Genomic DNA, 24,901 nt, shown 5'->3' with positions numbered 1-24,901 from the left:
TTTGCATACAATTAGTTAAATAAGAAAGAAAAAATAATTTTATCAACAGAAATTAACAAAATGTGACAAAAATCTATTAACGAATCGTATTTTTTGTGTTAATATTCAAAATATAAAGGGTATTCGTCGTATGGAAATGGAGGGAATGGAGGTTTTTCCAATCGATAAGGATATTAAAGAAATATTTTGTTCACACTTGAAAAACAATAGGCACCAATTCGTAGAGAACTGGAAAAACAAAATGATAATTTCCGAAAAAGATCCATTTAAACTAGAAGTAGTTCAAAATGGAGAGGATTTACTAGAGTTAATTATCGAACTTACTATGGAAGATAAAGATATAAATTATCTTCAACCGTTATGCGAGAAAATTGCTATTGAACGTGCTGGAGCAGATGCGAATATTGGAGATTTTGTTTATAACGCAAACGTGGGAAGAAATGAACTTTTCGAAGCGATGTGTGAATTAGATGTTAGCGCTCGTGAATTGAAACCAATTATGGCAAAAATACATACTTGTTTTGACAAATTAATTTATTATACTGTTTTAAAATACTCGGAAATTATATCGAAGAATTTAGAGGAAAAACAGCAATATATTAACGAAACACATAAAGAAAGGCTGACGATTTTAGGACAAATGTCAGCTAGTTTTGTACATGAATTTCGTAATCCGCTTACTTCCATTATGGGGTTTGTCAAATTATTAAAGGCAGATCATCCGAGTTTATCGTATTTAGATATTATTTCGCATGAATTAGATCAATTAAATTTTCGCATTTCGCAATTTTTACTCGTATCGAAAAAAGAAATGTGGAATGAATCGGAACGGTTTTGGCTTAATGACTTGTTTCAAGACATTATACAATTCTTATATCCGAGTTTGGTCAATGCGAATGTTTTGATTGAAAAGAATTTACCGTATCCAATTCCGCTTGTTGGTTATCGAAGTGAAGTGAGACAAGTATTTTTAAACATATTAATGAATTCAATTGATGCTCTTGAATCAATGAAAGAAGAACGAAAAATTATCATTGATGTATTTGAAGAAGATCAAGCTATTCGAATTGTGATAAAAAATAATGGACCAATGATTCCAGCTGAAAATGTAGAAACGATTTTTGAACCATTTGTAACTACTAAAAAGTTAGGAACTGGTATTGGATTATTTGTATGTAAACAAATTGTGGAAAAACATAATGGATCCATTATGTGTCGATCAGATAACGATTGGACAGAATTTCAAATTGCATTTCAAAAATAAACAGTCTACACCAAATGAATGGTGTAGACTGTTTTAATTTGTAAGTATAACGGCTTCTAATTTAGGATCTTTAGTTGAATAACCTACTATTGAAATTGTATAAATAACATTTGGTTCAACATTGAATTTCGGAATAGTCAATAAAACGTTTTTATTATCTGCGAGTGAAATTTCAATATCTGCTGTACCAGGGCTAACTTGTAAAAAATCTGTTATTTGTTTAAAGAGTACATTTTCAAATAAATGATCTCCATCTTTTAAATCTACATTTACAACAGGGGTATCTGGAGAGAAATGTGCAAAGCGTATTTTAGCTTGACCAGCTGGTAAATGTGTATTATCAAGTATAGGTTGTAATTGTAGGTGATTATCACTATTTATTGCAGCAAGAGTATAAGTATGATTTCCCATTATTGGTACCAATGCTGAAAAGATTGGAGTTTCATTTCCGACAGGGACAATATCTATACGGTATTTACCTTGCACTAATGATAAATAAGGGCTGAATTGCTTAAATGAAATACTTTTAATAACCTTTTGTCCGTTTACTAAAATATCAACCGCTGATATATTTGGATTGGCATGAAAAATTCTTATATGTGACGGTAAAGCAGCTTCTTGTGAATCCCTTTTCTCATGCGCCTGTACAAGTTTTGAAAGTGCATCGCAATATTTCATATATAATTCTATATATTTTTTAGGATTACGAAACTGATAGTAACGTGCGAGCTGTTCGTATTGCGTAACTTCTTGTCCATATTTTTCAATTTCAGATTGAGACATGAACATTCCTCCTTTGTCATCATTAAAACTATATGCGAAGCAAGAAAGCGGTTATGCGAAAAAAATAATTTTATAAAGGGAAAATTAAAAATTGACAACAAATATGTTTTCATAAAGAGGTGCTGGTGCTTACGAGTATTTGGCAGAGTAAAGCAGTACATATGACTGCACGAAAGTAAAATAAATGCCAAATTGAAACTGCATTTCAATTAACATATTGAATACATGTCCAGCAATCGCTAGAAAACTAGAGTTTTTTTTAATTATAGGCAAATACACATACAAAGTGATAATTGTCCTACATAAATTATAAAGGAAAGGTAGTTTGAATCTGAGGAAAGGGGTGCCACTTCGGGATAGGGATATCCCGATAGTAATTGTGAATGAAGTTATGAAAAGGTTTTGTCTTATAGGCTGTAGGATGAATTTGTAAACATGATTTTTCTATTTATTTTAGCAATTGACAGTATTAACCCATAAGAGAGCGTCATGACGAACTGATTAGTGTGGTTAATCGGTTCTTTTTTTATAGTTTAAAAATGAAAAGTTTACATATTAAATATGAATCTGAATTGGTTAGTAAGGTGGGGTGTCGAAATTTGTTTTAAAATATGCAATTTAAAGTAGGATATTAGGAAGGAGTTTAACGGGAGTTCCGTCGAAGTGTACAGAATGTCGGCATTTAAGGGCAGCTGGCATTATGCTATAAAAACATTTGGTGATGTAGTCATTTCATATAAAAGGGAGGGTTATTTGGGCGTATAGAAAAGGATTGGTCTTCACTTTGAGTTCTGAATTTTCTGTTTTATAAATATTTTTAAGCACTCATTTGTATATTTTATAATAGTTTTTTGATAAATTCACTGCTTTTGCAGAGGATTCTTTTTTATGAAAGAAACGTCAATTTTCTTCATATATATATACAAATTGGAGAAATGGGGGAGCGCTATGCGCGATTACTTAATTAAACCACTTGTTGGTCAGCCGTATCCAATGATTTCACATGGAAAAGGTGTTTATTTGTATGATCAAAATGGTAATAAATATTTTGATGGTTCGTCAGGAGCAATTACGGCAGGTATTGGGCATGGCGTAAAGGAGATTGCAGACGTTATTAAAAAGCAAGCTGAGGAGATTGCTTTTGTTTATAGATCACAGTTTACGAGTGAACCAGCTGAAAAATTAGCAAAGAAGTTAAGTGATTTAAGTGTAGGAGATTTGAACTGGAGTTTCTTTGTAAATAGTGGTACGGAAGCAAATGAAACAGCTATGAAAATTGCAATTCAGCATTTTCAAGAGCGAGGTATTCAAGGGAAACATAAAATATTATCAAGATGGATGAGTTATCACGGTATTACGATGGGTGCGTTATCGATGTCTGGCCACCCACTACGTAGACAACGTTTCGTATCTATTTTGGAAGATTATCCGACTATACCAGCTCCATATTGTTTCAGATGCCCTGTTCAAAAGGTATATCCAACTTGTCAGCTGGCATGTGCGACTGAACTAGAAAGATCAATTGAAAGAATTGGTGCAGAGCATATTGCTGCTTTTATTGCTGAGCCGATTATCGGAGCAGCTGGAGGCGCGGTTGTTCCGCCGAAAGACTATTATAAAGTCATTAAAGATATTTGCGACCATTACGATATTTTATTTATTGCGGATGAAGTGATGACTGGGCTTGGTCGTACTGGAGCATGGTTTGCAATGGAGCATTGGGGTGTAGAACCGGATATCATGACACTTGGTAAAGGGTTAGGAGCGGGATATACACCGATGGCAGCGACAGTTGTAAGTGATCGTGTTATGGAACCAATATTACGTGGGTCACGTTCAGTAATGAGCGGTCATACGTTAAGTGCCAATCCATTGTCTGCAGCAACGGCTTTAGCTGTTATTGAATATATGGAGAAACATAATCTCCCTGAAAAAACAGCAGAAAAGGGAGAGTATTTAATAAAAGGCTTACAGAAAGTTCAGCAACAATCGACAATCATTGCTGATGTGCGCGGAAAAGGGTTGCTAATCGGAGTAGAATTGCAACCGTTTACAAAAGCGTCGGAGCTTATTTCAGTTGCAGCTAAAAATGGTCTACTTTTATACCAAGCAGTTTCAGGGCAAGCAGGAAAAGAAGATAGTGCACTGCTTGTAGCACCGCCAATGACAACTACATATTCCGAGTTAGATGAATTACTTTCAATTTTCTCTAAAAGTGTGGAAGAGATGATGCAAAAAGGAGGGCATAGTATCGCATGACAACTATTACAAATACATTCGGTAAATTAAAAGAAATTGAGGAAGTAATTTCTTTGTTCCATGATGATATGACATTAATGTTTGGGGGATTTGGAGGGATTGGATCCCCTCCATCTTTAATACAGGCAATTTTAGAAAAAGGCGTTACAAATTTAAATTTGATTGGAAATGACACTGGATTCCCTGATGTAGGTATCGGTCGTCTTGTTACAAATGAAAGAGTTAAATCACTAATTACTTCTCATATTGGCTCCAACCCAAATGCAGGAAGGCAACTAAACGAGGGAAGATTACAAATTGAGTTTTCTCCGCAGGGAACATTAGCAGAGCGCATTCGCGCTGGTGGCGTTGGTCTTGGTGGTGTTTTAGTTGATGTTGGTGTTGATACGATTGTGGAAGAGGGAAAACGAACAGTTGAAATGAATGGTAAGACCTACTTAGTTGAAACAGCATTAACTGCTGAAGTTTCAATTGTATATGCGAAAAAGGCAGATCCGTTTGGTAACCTTGTATTTGACAAAAGTGCACGAAATATGAATCCTCATGTAGCGATGGCTGGGGATATAACAATTGTAGAAGCAGAAGAAATAGTCCCGCTTGGAAGTTTAGATCCAGAGGAAATTGTCGTTCCAGGTGTTTTCGTAAATTATATTGTACCGTCGGAAGGAGTGAACTGGAAATGGGTATGGGCGTAGAAGTGAGGGATAAGATTGCTAGGCGTGCGGCGAAAGAAATACAAAATGGTATGATTGTAAATTTAGGTATTGGCATACCATCGCTTGTACCAAATCATTTGCCTGACGATATAAATGTTATGTTTCATGCGGAAAATGGAATCGTCGGCATGGGACCAACGCCAAGTAAAGGGAATGAAGACGAAAATTTGTGTAATGCAGCAGGTTTACCAACTTCTCTTATAACAGGAGCGAGTTATTTCGATAGTTGCACAGCGTTTGGTATGATTCGAAAAGGTTTGCTAGATATAACGATTCTTGGTTCATTACAAGTAAGTGAAAATGGTGATTTAGCAAACTGGATTGTACCTGGAAAACGTGTTCCAGGTATTGGTGGAGCAATGGATTTAGCACAAAAAGCGAAGCGGGTCGTTGTTGTGATGAATCATGTTGATAAGTACGGAAATGCAAAAATTGTTTCAGAGTGTACATTGCCATTAACTTCAAAGAAATGTGTAGATTTAATTATTACTGATATGGCAGTCATGGAGGTAACTCCGAGTGGACTTATATTACAAGAATTAATGAGCCCATACACAGTAGAAGATATAAAACGACATACAGAAGCTGATTTTCAAATTAATTCTAACTTACTAGTAATTGAATGAAGGGAGATGTAATATATGGAGCAATTAAAAAAGCAAGTTTGTGATTATATTGAGAGCCATGAAGAGGAAAGTGTGAAATTTTTAAAACGATTAATTCAAGAAAAGAGCGTATCTGGTGATGAAAGCGGTGCGCAGGCGATTGTGATTGAAAAATTACGTGAATTAGGTTTAGACCTCGATATATGGGAGCCTTCTTTTTCTAAAATGAAAGATCATCCTTATTTTGTATCACCCCGTACAAGTTTTTCAGATAGCCCAAATATTGTAGCAACTTTAAAAGGAAGTGGCGACGGGAAATCTATGATATTAAATGGGCATATTGATGTAGTTCCAGAAGGGGATGTGAATCAGTGGGAACATCATCCTTATAGCGGTGAGAAAATAGGAAATCGTATATATGGCCGTGGAACGACGGATATGAAAGGTGGAAATGTCGCACTCATGCTTGCAATGGAAGCGATTATTGAATCTAGCATTGAATTAAAAGGAGACATCTATTTTCAAAGTGTAATAGAAGAGGAAAGTGGCGGAGCAGGGACATTAGCAACTATATTACGAGGATATAAGGCAGATGGTGTCATTATTCCAGAGCCTACTAATATGAAGTTTTTCCCGAAACAACAAGGTTCCATGTGGTTTCGTTTACGTGTAAAAGGGAAAGCTGCACACGGTGGAACGCGTTATGAAGGGGTTAGTGCAATTGAAAAAAGTATGTTTGTTATAGAACATGTAAGAAAGCTAGAGAAGAAAAGAAATAGTCGAATTACAGATCCGTTATTTAAAGGGATTCCGATTCCAATTCCAATTAACATTGGGAAAATTGAAGGAGGGAGTTGGCCAAGTTCTGTTCCAGATGAATTAATTTTAGAAGGAAGATGCGGTGTTGCGCCGAATGAGACTATAGAGGCGGCAAAAGAAGAGTTTGAGAATTGGATTGTTGAATTAAATGATGTGGACAATTGGTTTGTTGAAAATCCAGTAGAAGTAGAGTGGTTTGGAGCGAGATGGGTTCCTGGTGAATTAGAAGAGAATCATGAACTCATTACAACACTTCATCACAACTTTGTTGAAATCGAAGAGAACGAACCAATTATTGAAGCATCTCCGTGGGGGACTGATGGAGGTTTATTTACACAAATTGCAAACGTACCAACAATAGTATTTGGTCCAGGAGAGACGAAAGTAGCACACTATCCAAACGAATATATAGAAGTTGATAAAATGATAGCTGCCGCAAAAATTATTGCATGTACATTACTAGATTGGTGTGAGGTGAAAAAATGAAATACTATGAATCTTTTAGAGAACAGACGAATTGTTATACAGTAGAAGGCGTTTTAGATTATTTTAATAAGCGTATTCGGGTAGATCACTATACAGGAAATGTTGAAAGTATTATACAGACAATTGACGAACTAGCAGAGGAACATTCTTTCACTAAATGTATTATTAAAGGAAAGGGAGAGCATGTTTCAACATGGCTCTCTTTCGGTTTTTTGTTGGAAGCAACGATACCTCATTATTTTCAAGGACACGATGCATACTTTTTGGTGAAATATAATAATGATGAAAGACGAAATAGTATGCATTGGACTGAGGAAGATACTATATTAAGCGGTGTAAAAGGAAAAGAAATAAAAGAAAAAGTAGTTCCAGAGAAATTTTTGCTGAGAAAAGCGACTGAAGAAGATGCAGAAGAATTAGCAACTGTATTCGGAAAAGTATTTGAAGTGTATCCGACACCTTTAAATGAAGCGAGTTATGTATTACAGACGATGAAAGAAGACGATACAATTTACTACGTATATGAATATGAGGGAAAAATTATTAGTACAGCATCTGCAGAAATGAATATAAAAGAAGGGAATGCAGAATTAACGAATTGTGCTACTTTACCTGAATATCGTAAACATGGATTTATGAAAAGTTTACTAATTAAATTAGAGGAAGAGCTTCGAGAAAGATCTATTTTCTGCTCCTATACAATTGCTCGATCGCTTTCTTTCGGAATGAATGCTGCCTTTCATCAATTAGGTTATACGTATACAGGAAGACTGGCGAATAATTGCTACATTTTCGATAAGTTGGAAGATATGAATATATGGGTGAAAGATCTTTCTAGCTATTCGAAAGCAGTAAAACTTCCGCCTCAAAATTCGGCTGTAAAGCAAAACAGTTAGGTGGAGCTGGGTGTTCGAAAAGCTGTACTAATTAGAGTTTCGAGTTATCTAATGAAAATATAAAATTGGTCAAAATTATAGAACGGAATCGTCATGCTTACAATCGCACATAGGTGTGCCCAAAATTCGGCATGTAATTGCTGGATTTTCGGCAAGAGGGGGGATGACATTGCTAGCAGTTTCGACACAAGAAGTCATTGAAGCGATTTTGGGCAGTATTGATGAGGCTATACACGCTGTAGATGAGAATGGAATTACAATATTTTATAATTCTGTAGCTGCAAAACACGATGGATCGAAGATTGAAAAAGTGTTAGGGAAACATCTGTTAGAAGCGTTCCCGTCTTTATCAAGGGAAACGAGTACATTGATGAAAGTACTAGATACAAAAAAACCTATCGTACATCAAGCACAGCATTATCAAAATTTAAATGGTGAAGATGTTTGTACAGTAAATACGACGTTACCTATTTTTATAGATGGGAATATTGCTGGGGCTGTTGAAATTGCAAAGGATTACTCTACAATTCAAAAACTTACTGACACAATTGTTGACTTACAGTCGAAAATAAAGCGATCATCTAGAAAAAAAGTGATTAAAAAGCATGCTGCATTTGAGACGATAGTGACAAATGATACGCGGTTTAAACAGACGAAAGAGTTAGCACAAAAAGTAGCACCAACAGACGCAAATGTTTTAATATATGGTGAAACAGGAACAGGAAAAGAACTGTTCGTACAAGCAATTCATGAAGCTTCTAAAAGAAAAAACAAGCCATTTATTGCACAAAACTGTGCAGCTTTACCAGAGTCGCTATTAGAAAGTTTATTGTTTGGAACGACAAAAGGAAGCTATACAGGAGCGATTGAAAGAGCTGGGCTATTTGAACTTGTTGATGGTGGTACATTATTTTTAGATGAACTGAATTCAATGCCTCTTGATTTGCAGGCAAAAATGTTACGAGTGTTAGAAGATGGAGTCATTAGAAGAATTGGTGATAATAAGACGAGAAAAGTAGATGTTCGTGTTATTACCGCAATGAACCAGCCTCCAGAAATATGTTTACGAGAGAATAAAATTCGCACTGATTTATATTATCGCTTAAACGTATTTTCATTATATATCCCACCGCTTCGTGAAAGAACTGAGGATGTACTATTATTAGCATCTTATTTTTTGAAAGAATATAATAAAAGTTATAAAAAAGGTGTACTTCAAATTGATGAGGAAGCGAAAGATAGACTGCAAGCTTATCAGTGGCCTGGAAATGTCCGAGAGTTAAAACATACGATTGAACATGCTGTTATTATTGCAGAAGGGAATACATTAACAGCCAATTGTTTACCACGTACATTTCGGAAAGAGAATTTTTCGAAGAAGAAGGGTATAATGCCACTTAGAGAAGCACTTCATCAAACAGAAAAAGAATTAATAGATCAAGCGTTGATTGAAACGGAAGGGAATATATTACAAGCCGCAAAAATGTTAGGTATCCCTCGTCAAACGCTTCAATATAAACTGAGCAAGTACGACAAAACCGCCGAATAATCGGCGGTTTTTGTGTGTTTGCACGAATAAAAGAGCGTTTACATATATAAAAAGTAATGAATATGATGTTAAGTATTGATTTCATACAACGCTTAAAAATATTTTTTCGCTTATGTAATAGGGTTCTCCGCACATTTACTTATCAACAATGTAAAGTTGGCATAACTATTGCTTATATAAAGGATGAGCGTATAAAAAGGGGGAATAGCAATGTTACATGATGTATACAAACCAAATCGTCACTGGAAGGATATCGAATTATGGAAAGATGTTACTGAAGAGCAATGGAATGATTGGGTTTGGCAATTAACGAATACGATCAAAACGTTAGATGACTTAAGAAAAGTAATTAACTTAACACCTGAAGAAGAAGAGGGCGTTAAAATTTCAACGAAAACGATCCCGTTAAACATTACACCGTACTATGCTTGGCTAATGAATCCTGATGATCCACGCTGTCCGATTCGGATGCAATCAGTACCGATTTCGGAAGAGTTATATAAAACAAAATATGATTTAGAAGATCCGCTTCACGAAGATGAAGATTCACCAGTTCCAGGGCTAACACATCGTTATCCGGACCGTGTACTATTCTTAGTAACAAATCAATGTTCTATGTATTGTCGTTACTGTACACGCCGTCGTTTTAGTGGACAAATTGGAATGGGTGTACCGAAGAAACAATTAGATGATGCGATTGCTTATATTAGTGAAACACCACAAGTACGAGATGTATTAATCTCCGGTGGTGATGGACTTCTAATTAACGATAAAATTTTAGAATATGTATTAAAAAATTTACGTGAGATTCCGCATGTTGAGATTATTCGTATCGGAACGAGAGCACCAGTAGTATTCCCACAACGTATTACAGAAAATTTATGTAACATTATTAAAAAATACCATCCAGTATGGTTAAATACACATTTCAATACATCTATTGAAATTACTGAAGAATCGAAAAAGGCATGTGAAATGTTAGCGAATGCTGGTGTTCCAGTCGGAAACCAAGCAGTAATTTTAGCTGGTATTAACGACAGCGTTCCAATTATGAAAAAACTTATGCATGACTTAGTAAAAATCCGTGTACGTCCATATTACATTTATCAATGTGATTTATCTGAAGGTATCGGTCACTTCCGTGCACCAGTATCTAAAGGTCTTGAAATTATTGAAGGTTTACGTGGACACACATCTGGTTATGCTGTTCCGACATTCGTTGTTGATGCGCCAGGTGGAGGCGGTAAAATTGCACTTCAACCAAACTATTTAATCTCACAAAGTGCAGATAAAGTTGTACTTCGTAACTTTGAAGGTGTTATTACGACGTATCCAGAGCCAGAGAGCTATATTCCAGGAAGAGCGGAAGGATACTTTAAAGAGATTTATCCGAACTACGAAGAAAAACGTTCAGATGTTGGTATCGCAGGTCTTATGAGCGATAAGAAATTTAACCTCGTTCCAGACGACTTACAGCGTATGAACCGTCGTAAAGACTATGAAGATAATGATACGCATGCATCTTTAAAAGATAAACGTGATAAGCGTGATCAATTAAAAGATAAAAAATATCAAGCACAAATGGCTAAATTAGAAGAAAACGACAAAAAAACTGAGGGTGATGCAGTATGAATTGTATGTGGTGTGACAGTACAGAAGCGAAAGAAAGCTTGAATACTGTATATTGGGAATTACCAGATGGTACGAAAGCCATTGAAATCCAAAAGACACCATGTATTTCTTGTTCCTCGTGCGGGATGGACTATCAATCAGACCATACAGTAAAAGAAATTGAAGATCAATTATTTTTAATTTACACGAAAGATTTACCAAAACAACTAACGTATGAAGAATTAATGGGAAGACCGCGTCTATTAAAAAGAAATTATTTCGACTTTTAACCAGCTTTTATGCTGGTTTTTTTCTTTTTCGCCTTGTATAATGTACCCAAGTTAGAAAGGTAGGGAATATTTTTGAAAAAAACATTTTACCATTATATGATGAAGCATCGTGCAGCTTTATTTAGAAATGAAATTTCAGATTTAGCAGAGGCGATGTATGATGATTTAAGTTTTCCGAAGCAATCTGAAGACTATGATGAAATTAGTTCATACTTAGAGTTGAGCGGAATGCTAGAAAGTATGTCTATATTTGATGAAGCCTGGGATTTATACATACAAGATAGATAAAAACTATTTGAAAACATACAGAATACATTACTTTGTTTAAAGTGAAGTATTCTGTATGTTTTTTTATACGAAATTTGTTGATTTGAAGCTAGTCTAGTTACTAGCTTTTTTTTGAGTGTAACGTAAATTTTATAAGATTATAATTTTTATTGAAAAAATTTATGAATATAAGCTTCTGTGATAAGCGTTTTTATGTAGGTTGCATATACTGATATCAAAATCACGACGTCAAAAAAAGGAGAGATAGAGATGGCAAGAAAAAAACAACCTAAATACAACGTAGGGGACATAGTCGTGATTACGCTATATGGAACCGTTGGGAAAATCACAAATATGAAGGTTTTAGATGGAGTTTATGTATACGAAGTCAATAATCATGATGGATTTTACGTAGAGCAAACATTGCAGCACGTTACAGAGCAAGATATGAAAAAGGGCGATACGGAGTGGATTGAATTAAATTATAATTTCACGTTTGGTGATCTTGTGCAAGTAACTGGATATGATAAAGATGTTTTCCGTATTGTTGGTTTTCGTACAGAAGTATGGAGATATAAGAATGACGCATGGGAAGATACAATTTATGAATTGTCACGGATTACGGATGGTGAATGGTTAGAAGCGGATGAGTCAGATTTAACGTTACTTGCAAATGCTCAAACGGCAAATGCAATTTTGAAGAAACTGAAACAAGATAAAGCAGGTATGAATAAATTGGATTTAGGAAAGTTAAAGTCAATTAACAACTCGAAAAAAGTGAGTGTTAAGACGAATCGTCAAGAAATCATTGATGGATTACTTGATATTTATAACGATTATCAATTATTGTTCGATACATTTAAAGATGAAGAATATAAAATTGTAATGGATGTTGTTCATAATTATTTAGTTAAATTGACAGAGAAAAAATAGTTAACTAGAAAGAGAGAATAAATTGAACAACAACATATGCAGTATAAGGTATGCCTACAACTATTAAAAAAATAAAAAGCCACTTTATAAGAGAGTCTGCCCATTGATCTTCATGCATGAACTCTTCTTTTGTTTGTCCTACTTCATATTGATTTTCCATTATTATTTCCCCCTTTGAATAGCTTGTACTACAATCGTATGCATCTCGTCCAAAGCTTATGACCTATAAAAAAATAAAATCTATTTTTCTAATCTCATATACATAATTTTGAGATTTTTTCATAAAACAGAAATAAAGGAGTGATGCTCATGAAGGAAATTGAAGTCGTGATTGATACGGAAGAGATTGCGGAGTTTTTTTATGAGCAACTAATTGAAAGAGGGTACGTCCCAAAACGAGAAGAAATTGAAGATCTCGCAGATATTACATTTGAGTATTTATTAGAGAAATGCATGATTGATGAAGTTTTTGATGAAGAGGATGAATGAAAGTAACGACGGGCATAACTCGTCGTTTTTTACTCTTTACAAACCTGTCACAAATATAGTCAATAATTATTGGTATAATGAAAAGGAAATTTTACTCAAGAGGTGAAGTAATGTTCAAAAAAATTATTGATTCTTTATTAGGAAAGAAAAAATATCATTCGTATTCAAGTAGTGATTATCGTCGTAGAGGGCGCTCGTATTCAAGTAGCGATTATAAACGACGTTCATCTGGTTATGGACATCAACATTATAAAAGAAAACGTAAAAGCCGTAGCTTCTTTTCAAGTAGCTGATGAAATGGCGTCGTGTACTAGCATTATTTGATAGACCACTGCGAAAAAATACAATTGTTGCAGAGCGTTATAAAATTGAATCAGTAATTGGAATGGGCAGTTATGGGGTTACATATGTTGTTAATGATTTGCAAATAAATAGATATAAAGTCTTAAAACAATTAAGACAAAGTAAACAAAGATATGAGTCTGGTAGAAAATCATTTGAACAAGAGAAAATGATTTTACAAACATTAAATTATCATGCAATTCCTAGTCTATATGATCATTTCATATGGGAGAAAAAGAGCTTCTTTGTGATGGAGTACATGCCTGGTAAAAATTTTGAAGATTATATTTTCATAGATGAGTATGTATATACAGAACGTGAAGTTTTTGAGATTTTATATGAAATATTAGAAATTGTATCGGTGTTTCATAGTGAAGGCATTATTCACCGAGATTTACGCATTCCAAACATATTAATGAAAGAAAATCAAATTAGTATTATTGATTTTGGATTAGCTAAATGGAAAGGTGAGGATGATGAGCGAGCTACAACTTACGAAGGTGAACAAGCTTTGATGCGAGAAGTTCAATTTCGTAGCGACTTTTATGCGCTCGGTCATTTCTCATTATTTTTATTATATGCAGGATATGAATCTAATGAAAAACAGGAAAAACCATGGTACGAAGAATTAACTTTGGAAAATTATAATCGCGAAATGCTTATGCGAATGTTACAAATAAAAACGCCGTACTATGAGAATGTACAAGATTTAAAACAAGATGTAGCTTCTGCTTTAGAGAGGATGGAGACTCCATGTTTCAAAAGTTTTTAGCAAGCGTTGGTATTGGAAGTGCAAAGGTAGATACTGTTCTTGAAAAAGATGAGTATATTGTTGGGGAAGAAATAGTTGGAAAGGTTCATATAACTGGAGGTTCAGTTAGCCAACAAATTGAAAGCATTTACTTAACATTATCGACGTCGTATGTACGAGAAGTGGATGATAAAAAAGTAACAGCAACATATGATTTAGAGCGAGTACGCTTAACAGAACCTTTTTCTGTAGAACCGAATGAAAAAGTTGAAATTCCATTTTCTTTTCCAATGCCAATTGAAGCACCACTTACACTTGGTATGAAAACGGTTTGGATTCATACAGGTCTTGATATTAAACGTAGTATAGACCCAAGTGACCGCGACTACGTTCAAGTGTTACCCAATGCATTATTAAGTAGTGTTTTAGATAGTGTAAATGAATTAGGGTTTAAAGCACGTCATATAGAATGTGAAGAATTACCGCATCGATTACGTAAGCAAGTTCCATTCGCACAAGAATTTGAGTTTATTCGGGTTTCTGGAGAGCATTATGGGAAATTAGATGAATTAGAATTATTAATCTTGCCACGTGCATACGACCGACTAGAAATTATTATGGAAGTAGATAGAAAATCCCGTGGTTTAGCTGGATTATTCGCTGAGGCGCTTGATCTTGATGAGAAGGTGATTCGTTTTACCGTAACAAGAGAAGATATCCCTGAGATGAAGCAAAAAATTAATAATTATATTTTTTAATAAACTATGCATAAAAAAGAAATGGAGAGGAAAACTAAAACAACCGCTCCATTTTTTTGCATAGTGAGGTTATGTATGTGAAACGATATCGACATTTATACTTGCTAAGTTTTACGTTACTCATTTGTTTTGTCGTATTATCACTTTCGTATCATACCGCTTGTATTGAGAATTTTGACAATATAGTCGCACATTTTATTCAAAGCTTTCGAAACGATTATTTGACGACCTATTTTACTTGGGTGTCTTTTATCGGTTCAAAAAGAATATATTTTCCATTACTCATTATTCTTGTAATGTATTTTCTCGTTAGAAAAAAGTTGCTTAGTGCGTTACTTCTAACAATTAATTACTACGGATCTCGTTATTTAAACAGTATGCTTAAACTATGGTACGAACGAGCAAGACCTGATGTCACGCAGCTTGTTACTGCAACTGGATATAGTTTTCCGAGCGGTCATACGATGAATGCTACTGCTTTTTTAGGATTTATTGCATACGTCACAATTACTGAAGATCGTATTTCATTGCATAAAAAATTATTAATTATTCTTATAGCAAGCTTTGTTGTATTATCTATTTCAGTTAGCCGAATATATCTTGGCGTGCACTATCCATCTGACGTATTAGCAGGATGGGCAGCTGGCGGTAGCTGGCTCGTTTTATGTGTTATATTTCATAAAACGTTCATAAAAAAAGAACCTATGTCATAATAGGTTCTTTTTTCATTGGCTCAACATGAATGTGTGCATGGTAAATTCCAAACTTTTTGCGAAGCATAGCCTCGATATTGTCAGTAATACAGTGACTTTCTCCAACATCCATACGAGCATCTACTTCAATTGTAATATCAACGTACGTTTGATTCCCGTACATACGAGCTCGAATATCTACAATGTTTTCCACACCGCCAATATGTTCAATAGCATCAGCGTATTCCTCCATTTTATCAGGATCAATTCCATCTGTTAGCATATGAGAAGATTCTACGAAAATCTCCCATGCAGTTTTACAAATAATAAGACCGACAATTAAAGCGGCAATAGGGTCTAAAATAGGCATTTGGAACTGAGAACCGACAATACCTACTACAGTACCAATACTTACGAGTGCATCTGATAAATTATCCTTTGCAGCGGCTTCTAATGATTTACTTTTTGTTCGTGCTGCAATTTTTTTCGTATACAAATACACGCAGTACATAACGACAGCAGAAAATAGAGCAACCCATGCAGCGAGTACATTAGGTGCTGCTTGTTTCGGATTTAAGAAAGATTGAATGGCACTAATAACAACTTCTAATCCGACTGTTGCCATAATGAAGGACGCAACAAGTGATGCGATTTGTTCGGCCCGCGAATGCCCATACGGATGATCTGGGTCACGAGGTTTACGAGATATTTTTAGACCAATTAATATCGCTAAAGAAGCACCGATATCCGTTAAGTTATTTAAACCGTCAGCACGTAATGCACTAGAGAGGGTAATATAACTGATGATGATTTTCATAGAGGATAAAAATATGTAGGCCATAATGCTGACAATAGCACCTTTATCAGCTTCTTTATGAGAAAGAGTATCCATTTTAATCACTCACCTTTCTTTAAAGGAATTCTTTCTATAAATAGAGTATCAAACGAAAGTCGTGTGGGTCTATACAAACATTGTTGACGTTTTATAGCTTTTTAAGAAGGGGATAACAAAGTTTCGTGAAGGAAAAATATGTTGAAAAGTACAAAGTCAGGGTGTAAACCGAATTGGAGTTTATTTACTAAAGAGATAGGAGGGGAGATGGATGAGGAAACGAATACTTTTCTTACTATGTATTATTCTTATAATGACAAGGTGTAATTCATTAAACGATGAAAAACGTCAAAAGGTAAGTGTGAAAATAGATGAAAGCCCTCTGAAAAATATTTTCCAGAGGGCTTTTATTTTAGTATGCTTCTAAAAACTCAGTAACTTGCTCTTCAGTTTTTGCGTTAGCACTATGTAAGTGGCCTAACTTCTCACCATTTTGGTATACAAGTAAACTTGGAATACCCATTACTTGATACTCTTCAGCGATACTTGGAAACTCATCTTTATTAATAGAATACCATTCAAATTTATTGAACTCTTCCATTACATCTCCGATAAAGTTGTCCATACGTACGCAATCTGGGCACCATGTAGTAAAGAACTTAACAACTACAGGCTCCTCGCTTGCGATGATGTCTTTGAATTCTTGTTCTGTTTTAATTTCTTTCATAAGTAAAACTCCTTTCAATATCACACGAATTTATATGCAAAATTCGTATTTGCAAACATGTTGCAAACTTATTATTTGTTTTTTAGTTTTGTAGTTCGTTCACACTTATAAAATTGTATGTAACATGACTGCGCTACTAAGTGTGAAAATAACGAAACCTCACTTTTCTTTATAAGCTTTTTCCAGGATTGTGTCAAACTTTTGAATTTTATACAAAAATTAAAGAAGCCCACACTTTGATTGAGTATGGGCAGAGGGACTAAAATTAATCGCTTATTAATTTCGAATAGATATTTAAATCGATAAGCTTTCCAGCTGATTTTTCGCTCTTTCTCAGAGTACCTTCAAAAGTAAAGTTTAATTTTTCTAATACTTTTATGGAATTTACATTTGCAGGTTCAACTTTTGCTTCAACACGATTTAGTTTTAGATGTGTAAAAGCATAATCTAATAAAGAGGATATTGCTTCAGGTGCATATCCTTTACCCCAAAATGTTTTTGAAATATCATAGCCAATCTCAGTCTTTGAGTTTTCAAAATCTAAGGAATTATAGCCACATGAACCGATAATGTGATTAGATTCTTTTTCAATAATAGTAAAACGTATAGCTTTATTATTTTTAGCGAGTTCGTTAAGGAATTGAATCATATCTTTTGCCTGGTTCTCATCAGTGAAATTACTTATATTCATGAATTTAGTAACATCAGGATCAGACCATATTTTAAACATACTTAGTGAATCAGATGCTTTCATTTTCCTTAAATATAATCTCTGTGAGTGTAGTTCTGTAATCAATACTTTTACCTCCGTTATGTTGTAATGATAGGTAGATTAAAAATATTGATATCTGCGCATAATTCAGTCCCTTCTAGATTAATTAACTTTTATTATACAAGAAAATTACTACATTGAACAAAGGCGTTAATTGGAGGTAACGAAATGACAAACTCATCAATTGAATATTGCGTTCAGTGTGATTAAGAAAGTGGTGTATAAAGATGGGACGAGATGAGAGTTACTTCCAAACTAAAAAAAGAGTAGATAATTTAAAAACATTTTACATTCATTTAACCATCTACATACTAGTCAATCTGATGCTTTTTTTACTTTTTAAGTAGTGAATTAGCTATTTTTTATTTTAATTACAAAAATTGAATAAGGTTAGAAATTATATGGTTGTAACGGGAATTAAGGGATATGAATAAAAAAATTTATCTCGCATTAACGGGCAGTAAGATCCTCACCTCAAAATTCAGCGGAAGCAAAGAAGTTAGGTGGAGTCGGGATGCCCGTAAAAGCCCGATTGGTGAGGGCTGATTAAAGTTTCACTTTATTAGGGATTTGCCTTAAACATTTATTGCAGTTAAGAATATTTATAATAATATGAACTAAAAAAGGTCCGATTTTTGTAATGTTGGAGGGGATTATTGTGGACATAACTCAAAGCGTATCAAGAATAGTGGTTAATGGAAAAGACCTTTCTTTCACTTCAGTTCAAACCTCTGCATGGAATCATGGACCTGTAAATGATTTAATCATTACGACGAATCAGAGGGTGAATGAGCTTTTTCAATTCATGTGGTCACAAGTACCGGTTACGATGTCGATATATTTTCTGCAAGGGGCGGATTTACTTAGGTTCGTCAGGGTTGCGGGAATTAATGAGCGTGTAACAGGAGAATATGTATATCATTTCATTTGGTAATAAGAAGGAGTCAAAGTAGTCTAGCAGCTACTTTTTTATTTTGTTATTTGAATATAAGCGAGTGGACTACCTTTATAGTACCCACTGAAATAAAGAATCATAATATAATTTGTAATAACTTATACGGGAAGGGAGCTGAAAATCATGTTTTATTCATATTTTAATTCTGAAACTGGTATGCGACCAGCGTATGGTACATCTATAACGTATAGTGGAGCACAAAGTACAGTCCAAGCTATTCAACAAGCATTGCAAATGCAACAACAATTGCAAATGCAGCAGCAAGGTGTACAACCGTATTATTCATCCGTAGAGTATTTTTACCCAGTACATCATGTTACACCGTACGGAAGTTCTTTTCTTACTATTCCATATGGAACTGTATACAACTTATAACTAGTAAGGAATGAAGTGGTGTATATAAATAAGGGTGCAGGTTAATAGCGCCCTTATGAATAATAAAAATAGCTAGTCCAAACCTTATAAATCAATCTTACATAATATGTAGTAATAAGTTTGAAAGGGGAATTAGTATGTCTTGTTATTACTACTGTAAGTATTGTAAGGAGTATAAAAAGAAGCATCATGATTGTTGTAAGAACACTAGTAAGTGCCATGATAACAAGGACAATCTTGTTAGAGCATCCGCATTTAGAGCTAGAAATACAGTAAATCAAAATGTTCCTGCTAATACTTTTGTGAAAGTGTTATTTCAAAATGAACAATTTGATTTAGCGAATGAGTATAATCCAGCAACATCTATTTTTATGCCGAAGACTAAAGGAGTATATTCTATTATTGGAACGATTGGTTTCTTTCCAAACGATCCAACTTTAAATTATAGAGCGCGTGTAGAAATTCGTGTGAATGGAAACGCAGCGATAGCTATAGATAATGACTTTTTTGGTCCAATAAGTTTTGGAAATGTAGTAAGTGTTTCGACGATTGTTCAATTGAATGCAGGGGATGAAGTTGAGATTTATGCACAAAGTAGTATAGATGGAGTTTTAAGTCCTTTAGAAGATGGTGCACATTTTGAAGCAGCTAGATTTCCTTCTCCAATTAAATAAAGTCATTAAACAATGAGTTTACAGAAGCTTAAAGGTAAACCCTCACCGAAATGGTGAGGGTTTTTTACTCTATTAAAAATAGTAACAGGTCGTCCAAGCTATTCTAATCTATATAGCATACTATGTAAAAATAAGTGTAAAGGGGGACTAACTATGTCTTATTATTACTGTAAGTATTGTAAAGATTACAAAAAGGAAAGTCATGATTGTTATAGGAAAAGTAGTAAATGTGATAGGAAGTATGTAAAGGTGAAGTGTTGTGATGATAAGAAAGAGGAGCTTGTAAGGGCATCGGCATTTAGAGCTGTGAATACAGTTAATCAACCTGTTCTAGCAAATACTCCTGTTAAAGTATTATTTCAAAATGAACAATTTGATCTAGCGAATGAATATAATCCAGTAACATCCATTTTCACTCCGAAAACTAGAGGGGTATATAGTGTATTAGGAAATATAACATTTTCTCCAAATGATTTTAATGTGAATTACAGAGCTAGAGTAGAAATTCGTGTGAATGGAAATCCAGCAATAGCGATAGATAATGATTTCTTTGGAACAGGAGTATTTTTTAATAATGATGTTTCCGTAACTACTATTCTTCAATTAGAAGCAGGAGATGTAGTTGAAATTTTTGCAGAAAGTAGTATTGCTGGCGTAATTGTACAAAATGTTAATGGTGTAAATACGGTTCACTTTGAAGTTGCAAGATTTCCTTCTCCAATTAAATAAAACAGATCATTAAATGTTTTTTAGTAGGTTTAGTTAATCCCCTTACCAAATGGTGGGGGATTATTATTGTTTTTCTAAAATATATAAGTAAACAGGTTAAGTATAGTTTAATTTGTAAGGGTTTCAATCTTCTTCAGATAATAAACAGAATAATAAGTAACATGCTTGTACAAACTCATTGTTAGTAAGTTTACTAGTTTTCTTATAGAACAAGAAAGAAGGAATACATAAAAGATCGTATCGTTACGTTTTTTCTTTACTATATAGAAATTATATATTGAACATAGATTTGTGAAGGTAATACTAATACACTGAAAAGAATAACATAAAGGCGATTACACTATATAAAAACAAAATCAATCCTAAGATGAGTAGTATTGGATGCAGCTTGAACATATTTGACCTCCTTGAGTATATAAAGAATTTTAATATATTATTGGTCAATTTAGAAGGGGGACGGTTGCATAAAAAAAGAGCATACATAATAAGTACGCTCTAAAGAAAGATAGGTTTTATGAGTGGATAATCTCCATACGATAATATATGTTCTTTTAATAAAAACGTGTAAAAAATCAATGAATTATCAATGGAATATCATAAAATGTGTAATTTTAGTTTAGGAATGCATTTATTTTCTTTCTCAGTTATTTTAGGTAACAAATTTGTGAAAATCGTACATTATGCGGACTAACAACGGGATAGCGATCGTACTTCAGTCACATATTTCTTAAAGTCTGGATATTGCGTGATAGTTTGACATTTAGGGGTGCATAGTTGATTAATTATAGACACATTTGTAATTACTTCGTTACAAGGACCGAAAAATGTAACTTTTAGTTTTGAATTTGGTGGGATTTTGAACACGATAGGTTTTTTTTCCATGAAATCAGCTCCTAATATTGAGTATTATAAGTTAAAGGATGTAGAGTCGTATTAGTATAATATGAAACTTCAGTGGATTTGCTTATAATAAAGAATTTCATAGTAGTAAAATTGCTTAAAGATGTAAAGGGGAAATTGAGAATGCGAAATAAAACGTTTAATTAATATAATCAATAAATACGCAAATGGTTAATATAACTAATGCATTTTTTTATTTTCTACATATTATGTTAGTAAGAATTGTATAAGGAGGTAGTATAAAATAGTGGAAGAAAATGTACAAGCTCAGCTTTCGCCACCGTGGATCACATATTTTAATGAATTAAAAAATTCAATAGGTGCTGATCCAACTGTTACAGTTGGGCCGCTTATTCCTGTTGGTGGTAATTATATTATTTTAGTGCATGCGTTAAGTTTGGAAGTTTTAATTTAATAATGTAGGGGGATGTTTTCTAATATCCGTAAAAATGATTGATACCTGGATTGATAGGACGAGATTACATAACAAATGAATAGTAGGGTATATTTCAAATATGAGAATGTTTTATATGGTATATATGTTAAAGTTAATAGAAATATTTCTGAAAGAGAATATATTTTTTAAAACAGTAACGATTCTTTTTATTTATATTATAGATAGCTAGTTTTAGAGAGATAAGGCTTACAATAAAACAAGCTATGAATAAGACATTAAAAAGGAGCTGGAATGTATGGGTTATATTGTAGATATTTCAAAATGGAATGGAACTATCAATTGGGATATTGCAGCATCTCAGCTAGATTTAGTGATTGCTAGAGTTCAAGATGGCTCTAATACGGTGGATTTTATGTATCAAAATTATGTTAGTGAAATGAAAAAGTATAGTATCCCATTCGGTAATTATGCTTTTTGCCGTTTTATATCTATTGCTGATGCAAAGAAAGAGGCACAAGATTTTTGGAATCGTGGTGATCAATCAGCTAAGTTTTGGGTGGCGGACGTAGAAGTTCAAACGATGGCAGATATGCAAGGCGGGACACAGGCATTTATTGATGAATTACGCCGTTTAGGTGCGGAAAAAGTAGGATTATATGTAGGGCATCACATGTATTTATCATTTGGAGCACGTAATATTGAAGCTGATTTCGTATGGATCCCTCGTTATGGAGGGAATAAGCCAGCATATCCATGTGATATTTGGCAATATACGGATTCAGGGAATGTTCCTGGGATTGGGAAATGTGATCTGAATCGATTAGTAGGAAATAAGTCACTTTCTTGGTTTATAGATTCGAACAAAGCAAATCAATCTAACATAGTGTATAAACAGCAACCGAATGGCATTGGTATTGCAGTTTCGAAATATCCTGATGGATACGGAATAAATTTATATGAGAACCCCATGAATCCTCAATTTACAGGTGCACTCACTCAGAAAATTCCATATTTAATCTTAACAGGTTATTGGGGAGGCGGTGAGCAAGATATGATTTGTTTAGGGAACGATAAGCAGTGGGCATATTTAAAACATTTTAAGGTGAAATGGTTTTATGCAACTTCGAAATATCCTGTCGGCTACAGAGTAAATTATTATGAAGAGCCTGAATGTATGAATTATAAAGGAAATATAGATGGATCGACATCTTTTCGAGTGTGGGGTAGAGTGGGAAATGCGGTAGATATCGGGCAGAATAGTTGGATACCTGAAGAACATGTAAGTATTAAGTAACTATAGCAGCCGTATTGTTTTTGAGGTGTATGTAAAGAGTCTTCTTACTATACATAATAGTAAGAAGACTCTTTATGTTTAAAAATGGAAATGCATGATACATAGTCAACTCATATGAAATGAATTACATGCAGAAAACACACTGTTTTCACAATGCCTGTGTATAGTTAATTTGCATAATGATAAAAGTGAGGTATTTGAATTGAAAAAGAAAAAAATATTTATTGGAACAATTATTTCATGCGTGATGCTAGCATTATCTGCATGTGGTTCTTCAGACAACGTAGTAACATCAAAAGTAGGAAATGTTACAGAGAAAGAATTAAGTAAAGAATTAAGACAACAATATGGAGAAAGTACTTTATATCAAATGATGTTAAGTAAGGCATTGTTAGATAAATATAAAGTTTCGGATGAGGAAGCAAAAAAGAAAGTAGAAGAAGCAAAAGATAAAATGGGTGAGAACTTTAAATCAACTTTAGAACAACTTGGATTGAAAAATGAAGATGAATTAAAAGAAAAAATGAAGCCAGAAATTGCATTTGAGAAAGCGATTAAAGCAACAGTCACAGAAAAAGATGTGAAAAATAACTATAAACCAGAAATGAAAGTAAGTCACATTTTAGTGAAAGATGAAAAGACAGCTAAAGAAGTAAAGGAGAAAGTAAATAATGGTGAAGATTTTGCTGCCTTAGCAAAACAGTATTCAGAAGATACTGGTTCAAAGGAACAGGGCGGGGAAATATCTGGTTTTGCTCCTGGACAAACTGTGAAAGAATTTGAGGAAGCTGCGTATAAATTAGATGCAGGCCAAGTAAGTGATCCAGTTAAAACAACTTACGGTTACCATATTATTAAAGTGACGGATAAAAAAGAATTGAAGCCATTTGATGAAGTAAAGGAAAAAATTCGTAAAGATTTAGAACAACAAAGACTACAAGATACGACAGGTAAATGGAAACAACAAGTAGTCAATGATTTATTGAAAGATGCTGATATTAAAGTGAATAATAAAGAATTTAAAGATACATTTAAATTTCTAGAAAAGAAATAATGATTGTAATCATAATTAGAAAAGGGAACTCATATAGAGTTCCCTTTTCTAATTAGTGTGTGAGTTATAAATAGATAGTAAGACAATACAATATTACATTTAAATATTAAGAATTACAATGGGAAATAATGGATATCGAACATAATTTAAAAAATAATACATATAATGTTTTTGAATAAATATTTAATATGGATAATTAGTAAAAAGCTGAGCATTCGAATGGAAAGGATGTTCTTTTTGGTGTGAAAATTTTAGGATAAATAATGAATCGTATTAAACGCGTCATTTACCACATCAATAAATTAAGGTGGGGAGAATATATGAAAGTAATCTTTCAAGGAGAGGGCGGCGCGAAAATTTTTGAGTCATATGATGAAAATGTAAGTGATTTATTAGCTATATTAAAAGAAACGAAAGGGATTAAAATCGGGATTGTTGAGTATAAAGTGTTAAAGTACGAACTTAATTATTTTCGTCATCCGAAAAAAGCGGATACAGAGAGAGAGTTACATATAATAGTACAACCTAAGTATATGTAATGAAATATAATAATAAAAATCACTGATTCAGTTTTGTAAAGTTTCATAGAGTATGTAAGAAAAGAGAGTGTTGTAAATGCTCTCTTTTCTTATGCTTTGTGAGTTCGTTCATCATAGTATATGTGTTCAGTTATAGATGGTTA

At 33.7% G+C, this 24,901-nt stretch carries 30 protein-coding genes and 1 pseudogene; 25 read left to right on the top strand and 6 right to left on the bottom strand.

Features of this window, described 5'->3' with window-relative positions; genetic code table 11:
* Positions 1-130 precede the first annotated feature (130 nt).
* Entirely contained in the window at positions 131-1,264 is a 1,134-nt protein-coding gene (locus tag OXT04_RS09865) for a BA2291 family sporulation histidine kinase (RefSeq protein ID WP_000425086.1), read from the top strand.
* A 33-nt stretch (positions 1,265-1,297) separates the two neighbouring features.
* On the opposite strand, the gene OXT04_RS09860 is transcribed toward OXT04_RS09865, so the two are convergent.
* Positions 1,298-2,047 carry a DUF4397 domain-containing protein gene (locus OXT04_RS09860; protein WP_098447513.1) on the bottom strand — a complete coding sequence of 250 codons (750 nt, stop codon included), beginning with the start codon at positions 2,045-2,047 and terminating at the stop codon, positions 1,298-1,300.
* A gap of 948 nt (positions 2,048-2,995) precedes the next feature.
* Between OXT04_RS09860 and OXT04_RS09855 the strand changes: the two genes are divergently transcribed.
* The 10 genes from OXT04_RS09855 (at position 2,996) to OXT04_RS09810 (ending at position 12,478) form a co-directional block, all read left to right on the top strand.
* A complete protein-coding gene (locus tag OXT04_RS09855) occupies positions 2,996-4,306 on the top strand; it encodes an aspartate aminotransferase family protein (RefSeq protein ID WP_001205877.1) in 1,311 nt (436 codons plus the stop codon).
* Positions 4,303-5,001, top strand: coding sequence for an acetate CoA-transferase subunit alpha (gene atoD, locus OXT04_RS09850; RefSeq protein WP_000208107.1), 699 nt, complete (start codon positions 4,303-4,305; stop codon positions 4,999-5,001). Before OXT04_RS09855 ends, atoD begins: the two co-directional genes overlap by 4 nt.
* Entirely contained in the window at positions 4,986-5,648 is a 663-nt protein-coding gene (locus OXT04_RS09845; RefSeq protein ID WP_000525276.1) for a CoA transferase subunit B, read from the top strand. The genes atoD and OXT04_RS09845 overlap by 16 nt, the downstream gene beginning before the upstream one ends.
* Positions 5,649-5,663: 15 nt before the next feature.
* Entirely contained in the window at positions 5,664-6,932 is a 1,269-nt protein-coding gene (locus OXT04_RS09840; protein ID WP_097925457.1) for a peptidase, read from the top strand.
* Positions 6,929-7,828, top strand: coding sequence for a putative beta-lysine N-acetyltransferase (gene ablB / locus OXT04_RS09835; protein WP_000878591.1), 900 nt, complete (start codon positions 6,929-6,931; stop codon positions 7,826-7,828). The genes OXT04_RS09840 and ablB overlap by 4 nt, the downstream gene beginning before the upstream one ends.
* A gap of 163 nt (positions 7,829-7,991) precedes the next feature.
* A complete protein-coding gene (gene rocR, locus OXT04_RS09830) occupies positions 7,992-9,377 on the top strand; it encodes an arginine utilization transcriptional regulator RocR (RefSeq protein WP_023521852.1) in 1,386 nt (461 codons plus the stop codon).
* 210 nt (positions 9,378-9,587) lie between these two features.
* Positions 9,588-11,009, top strand: a complete 1,422-nt coding sequence (gene kamA, locus OXT04_RS09825) for a lysine 2,3-aminomutase (RefSeq protein ID WP_000902145.1) — start codon at positions 9,588-9,590, stop codon at positions 11,007-11,009.
* Positions 11,006-11,278, top strand: coding sequence for a YokU family protein (locus tag OXT04_RS09820; protein WP_000995766.1), 273 nt, complete (start codon positions 11,006-11,008; stop codon positions 11,276-11,278). Before kamA ends, OXT04_RS09820 begins: the two co-directional genes overlap by 4 nt.
* A gap of 72 nt (positions 11,279-11,350) precedes the next feature.
* Positions 11,351-11,566: a YozE family protein gene (locus tag OXT04_RS09815; RefSeq protein WP_000750717.1), complete on the top strand. Its 216-nt coding sequence runs from the start codon at positions 11,351-11,353 to the stop codon at positions 11,564-11,566.
* 249 nt (positions 11,567-11,815) lie between these two features.
* On the top strand, positions 11,816-12,478 hold the full coding sequence (locus OXT04_RS09810) for a hypothetical protein (protein ID WP_000101498.1): 663 nt from the start codon (positions 11,816-11,818) through the stop codon (positions 12,476-12,478).
* Positions 12,479-12,482: 4 nt separating this feature from the next.
* Here OXT04_RS09810 and OXT04_RS09805 read toward each other — a convergent pair whose 3' ends face one another.
* Positions 12,483-12,638, bottom strand: a complete 156-nt coding sequence (locus tag OXT04_RS09805; RefSeq protein WP_000431486.1) for a DUF3930 family protein — start codon at positions 12,636-12,638, stop codon at positions 12,483-12,485.
* Between the two features lie 149 nt (positions 12,639-12,787).
* Between OXT04_RS09805 and OXT04_RS09800 the strand changes: the two genes are divergently transcribed.
* From OXT04_RS09800 to OXT04_RS09780, 5 genes are all read left to right on the top strand, one after another.
* On the top strand, positions 12,788-12,967 hold the full coding sequence (locus tag OXT04_RS09800) for a YozD family protein (RefSeq protein ID WP_000658451.1): 180 nt from the start codon (positions 12,788-12,790) through the stop codon (positions 12,965-12,967).
* 110 nt (positions 12,968-13,077) lie between these two features.
* Complete coding sequence (locus OXT04_RS09795; RefSeq protein WP_071714344.1) at positions 13,078-13,260, top strand: hypothetical protein; 183 nt, start codon at positions 13,078-13,080, stop codon at positions 13,258-13,260.
* Entirely contained in the window at positions 13,260-14,081 is an 822-nt protein-coding gene (locus tag OXT04_RS09790; protein WP_086392386.1) for a serine/threonine protein kinase, read from the top strand. Before OXT04_RS09795 ends, OXT04_RS09790 begins: the two co-directional genes overlap by 1 nt.
* The gene (locus OXT04_RS09785) at positions 14,063-14,818 is read left to right on the top strand and encodes a sporulation protein (RefSeq protein WP_098256937.1); all 756 of its coding nucleotides are present in this window, start codon (positions 14,063-14,065) and stop codon (positions 14,816-14,818) included. Before OXT04_RS09790 ends, OXT04_RS09785 begins: the two co-directional genes overlap by 19 nt.
* Positions 14,819-14,895: 77 nt before the next feature.
* Positions 14,896-15,531, top strand: a complete 636-nt coding sequence (locus tag OXT04_RS09780) for a phosphatase PAP2 family protein (RefSeq protein WP_000833369.1) — start codon at positions 14,896-14,898, stop codon at positions 15,529-15,531.
* Here OXT04_RS09780 and OXT04_RS09775 read toward each other — a convergent pair.
* From OXT04_RS09775 to OXT04_RS09765, 3 genes are all read right to left on the bottom strand, one after another.
* Positions 15,521-16,402 (bottom strand): cation diffusion facilitator family transporter, encoded by an 882-nt coding sequence (locus OXT04_RS09775; protein WP_000380385.1) that lies wholly within the window; start codon positions 16,400-16,402, stop codon positions 15,521-15,523. The genes OXT04_RS09780 and OXT04_RS09775 overlap by 11 nt on opposite strands.
* 352 nt (positions 16,403-16,754) lie before the next feature.
* Positions 16,755-17,069, bottom strand: a complete 315-nt coding sequence (locus OXT04_RS09770; protein ID WP_000658787.1) for a thioredoxin family protein — start codon at positions 17,067-17,069, stop codon at positions 16,755-16,757.
* A gap of 265 nt (positions 17,070-17,334) precedes the next feature.
* A complete protein-coding gene (locus tag OXT04_RS09765; RefSeq protein WP_046392668.1) occupies positions 17,335-17,865 on the bottom strand; it encodes a GNAT family N-acetyltransferase in 531 nt (176 codons plus the stop codon).
* Positions 17,866-18,068: 203 nt separating this feature from the next.
* Between OXT04_RS09765 and OXT04_RS09760 the strand changes: the two are divergent.
* The 5 genes and pseudogenes from OXT04_RS09760 to OXT04_RS09740 form a co-directional block, all read left to right on the top strand.
* Positions 18,069-18,179 (top strand): annotated as a pseudogene (locus OXT04_RS09760) (2TM domain-containing protein); the annotation flags it as partial.
* Positions 18,180-18,499: 320 nt separating this feature from the next.
* Positions 18,500-18,775: a hypothetical protein gene (locus OXT04_RS09755; RefSeq protein ID WP_130813707.1), complete on the top strand. Its 276-nt coding sequence runs from the start codon at positions 18,500-18,502 to the stop codon at positions 18,773-18,775.
* A gap of 144 nt (positions 18,776-18,919) precedes the next feature.
* Complete coding sequence (locus OXT04_RS09750; RefSeq protein ID WP_000500095.1) at positions 18,920-19,171, top strand: DUF3947 family protein; 252 nt, start codon at positions 18,920-18,922, stop codon at positions 19,169-19,171.
* Positions 19,172-19,308: 137 nt separating this feature from the next.
* Positions 19,309-19,845: a C1q-like domain-containing protein gene (locus tag OXT04_RS09745; RefSeq protein ID WP_001278088.1), complete on the top strand. Its 537-nt coding sequence runs from the start codon at positions 19,309-19,311 to the stop codon at positions 19,843-19,845.
* Between the two features lie 153 nt (positions 19,846-19,998).
* Positions 19,999-20,574 carry a complement C1q domain-containing protein gene (locus OXT04_RS09740; RefSeq protein ID WP_000122945.1) on the top strand — a complete coding sequence of 192 codons (576 nt, stop codon included), beginning with the start codon at positions 19,999-20,001 and terminating at the stop codon, positions 20,572-20,574.
* Between the two features lie 687 nt (positions 20,575-21,261).
* On the opposite strand, the gene OXT04_RS09735 is transcribed toward OXT04_RS09740, so the two are convergent.
* Entirely contained in the window at positions 21,262-21,456 is a 195-nt protein-coding gene (locus OXT04_RS09735) for a hypothetical protein (RefSeq protein WP_000412557.1), read from the bottom strand.
* 265 nt (positions 21,457-21,721) lie between these two features.
* Here OXT04_RS09735 and OXT04_RS09730 point away from each other — a divergent pair, with 265 nt between their 5' ends.
* The 4 genes from OXT04_RS09730 (at position 21,722) to OXT04_RS09715 (ending at position 24,758) form a co-directional block, all read left to right on the top strand.
* Positions 21,722-21,889, top strand: a complete 168-nt coding sequence (locus OXT04_RS09730) for a hypothetical protein (protein WP_000392277.1) — start codon at positions 21,722-21,724, stop codon at positions 21,887-21,889.
* Positions 21,890-22,166: 277 nt separating this feature from the next.
* On the top strand, positions 22,167-23,165 hold the full coding sequence (locus tag OXT04_RS09725; protein ID WP_000540668.1) for a glycoside hydrolase family 25 protein: 999 nt from the start codon (positions 22,167-22,169) through the stop codon (positions 23,163-23,165).
* 202 nt (positions 23,166-23,367) lie between these two features.
* Entirely contained in the window at positions 23,368-24,219 is an 852-nt protein-coding gene (locus tag OXT04_RS09720) for a peptidylprolyl isomerase PrsA (protein WP_000727353.1), read from the top strand.
* Positions 24,220-24,539: 320 nt separating this feature from the next.
* Positions 24,540-24,758, top strand: coding sequence for a hypothetical protein (locus OXT04_RS09715; RefSeq protein ID WP_000864277.1), 219 nt, complete (start codon positions 24,540-24,542; stop codon positions 24,756-24,758).
* The last annotated feature ends 143 nt before the right edge of the window (positions 24,759-24,901 follow it).

Origin of the sequence: Bacillus sp. GC_Bacil_1, from assembly GCF_026540675.1 — a bacterium.
Lineage (GTDB): Bacteria > Bacillota > Bacilli > Bacillales > Bacillaceae_G > Bacillus_A > Bacillus_A cereus.
Note: the sequence above shows the minus strand (reverse complement) of the source record. Positions and strands in the feature narration are given on the sequence as shown.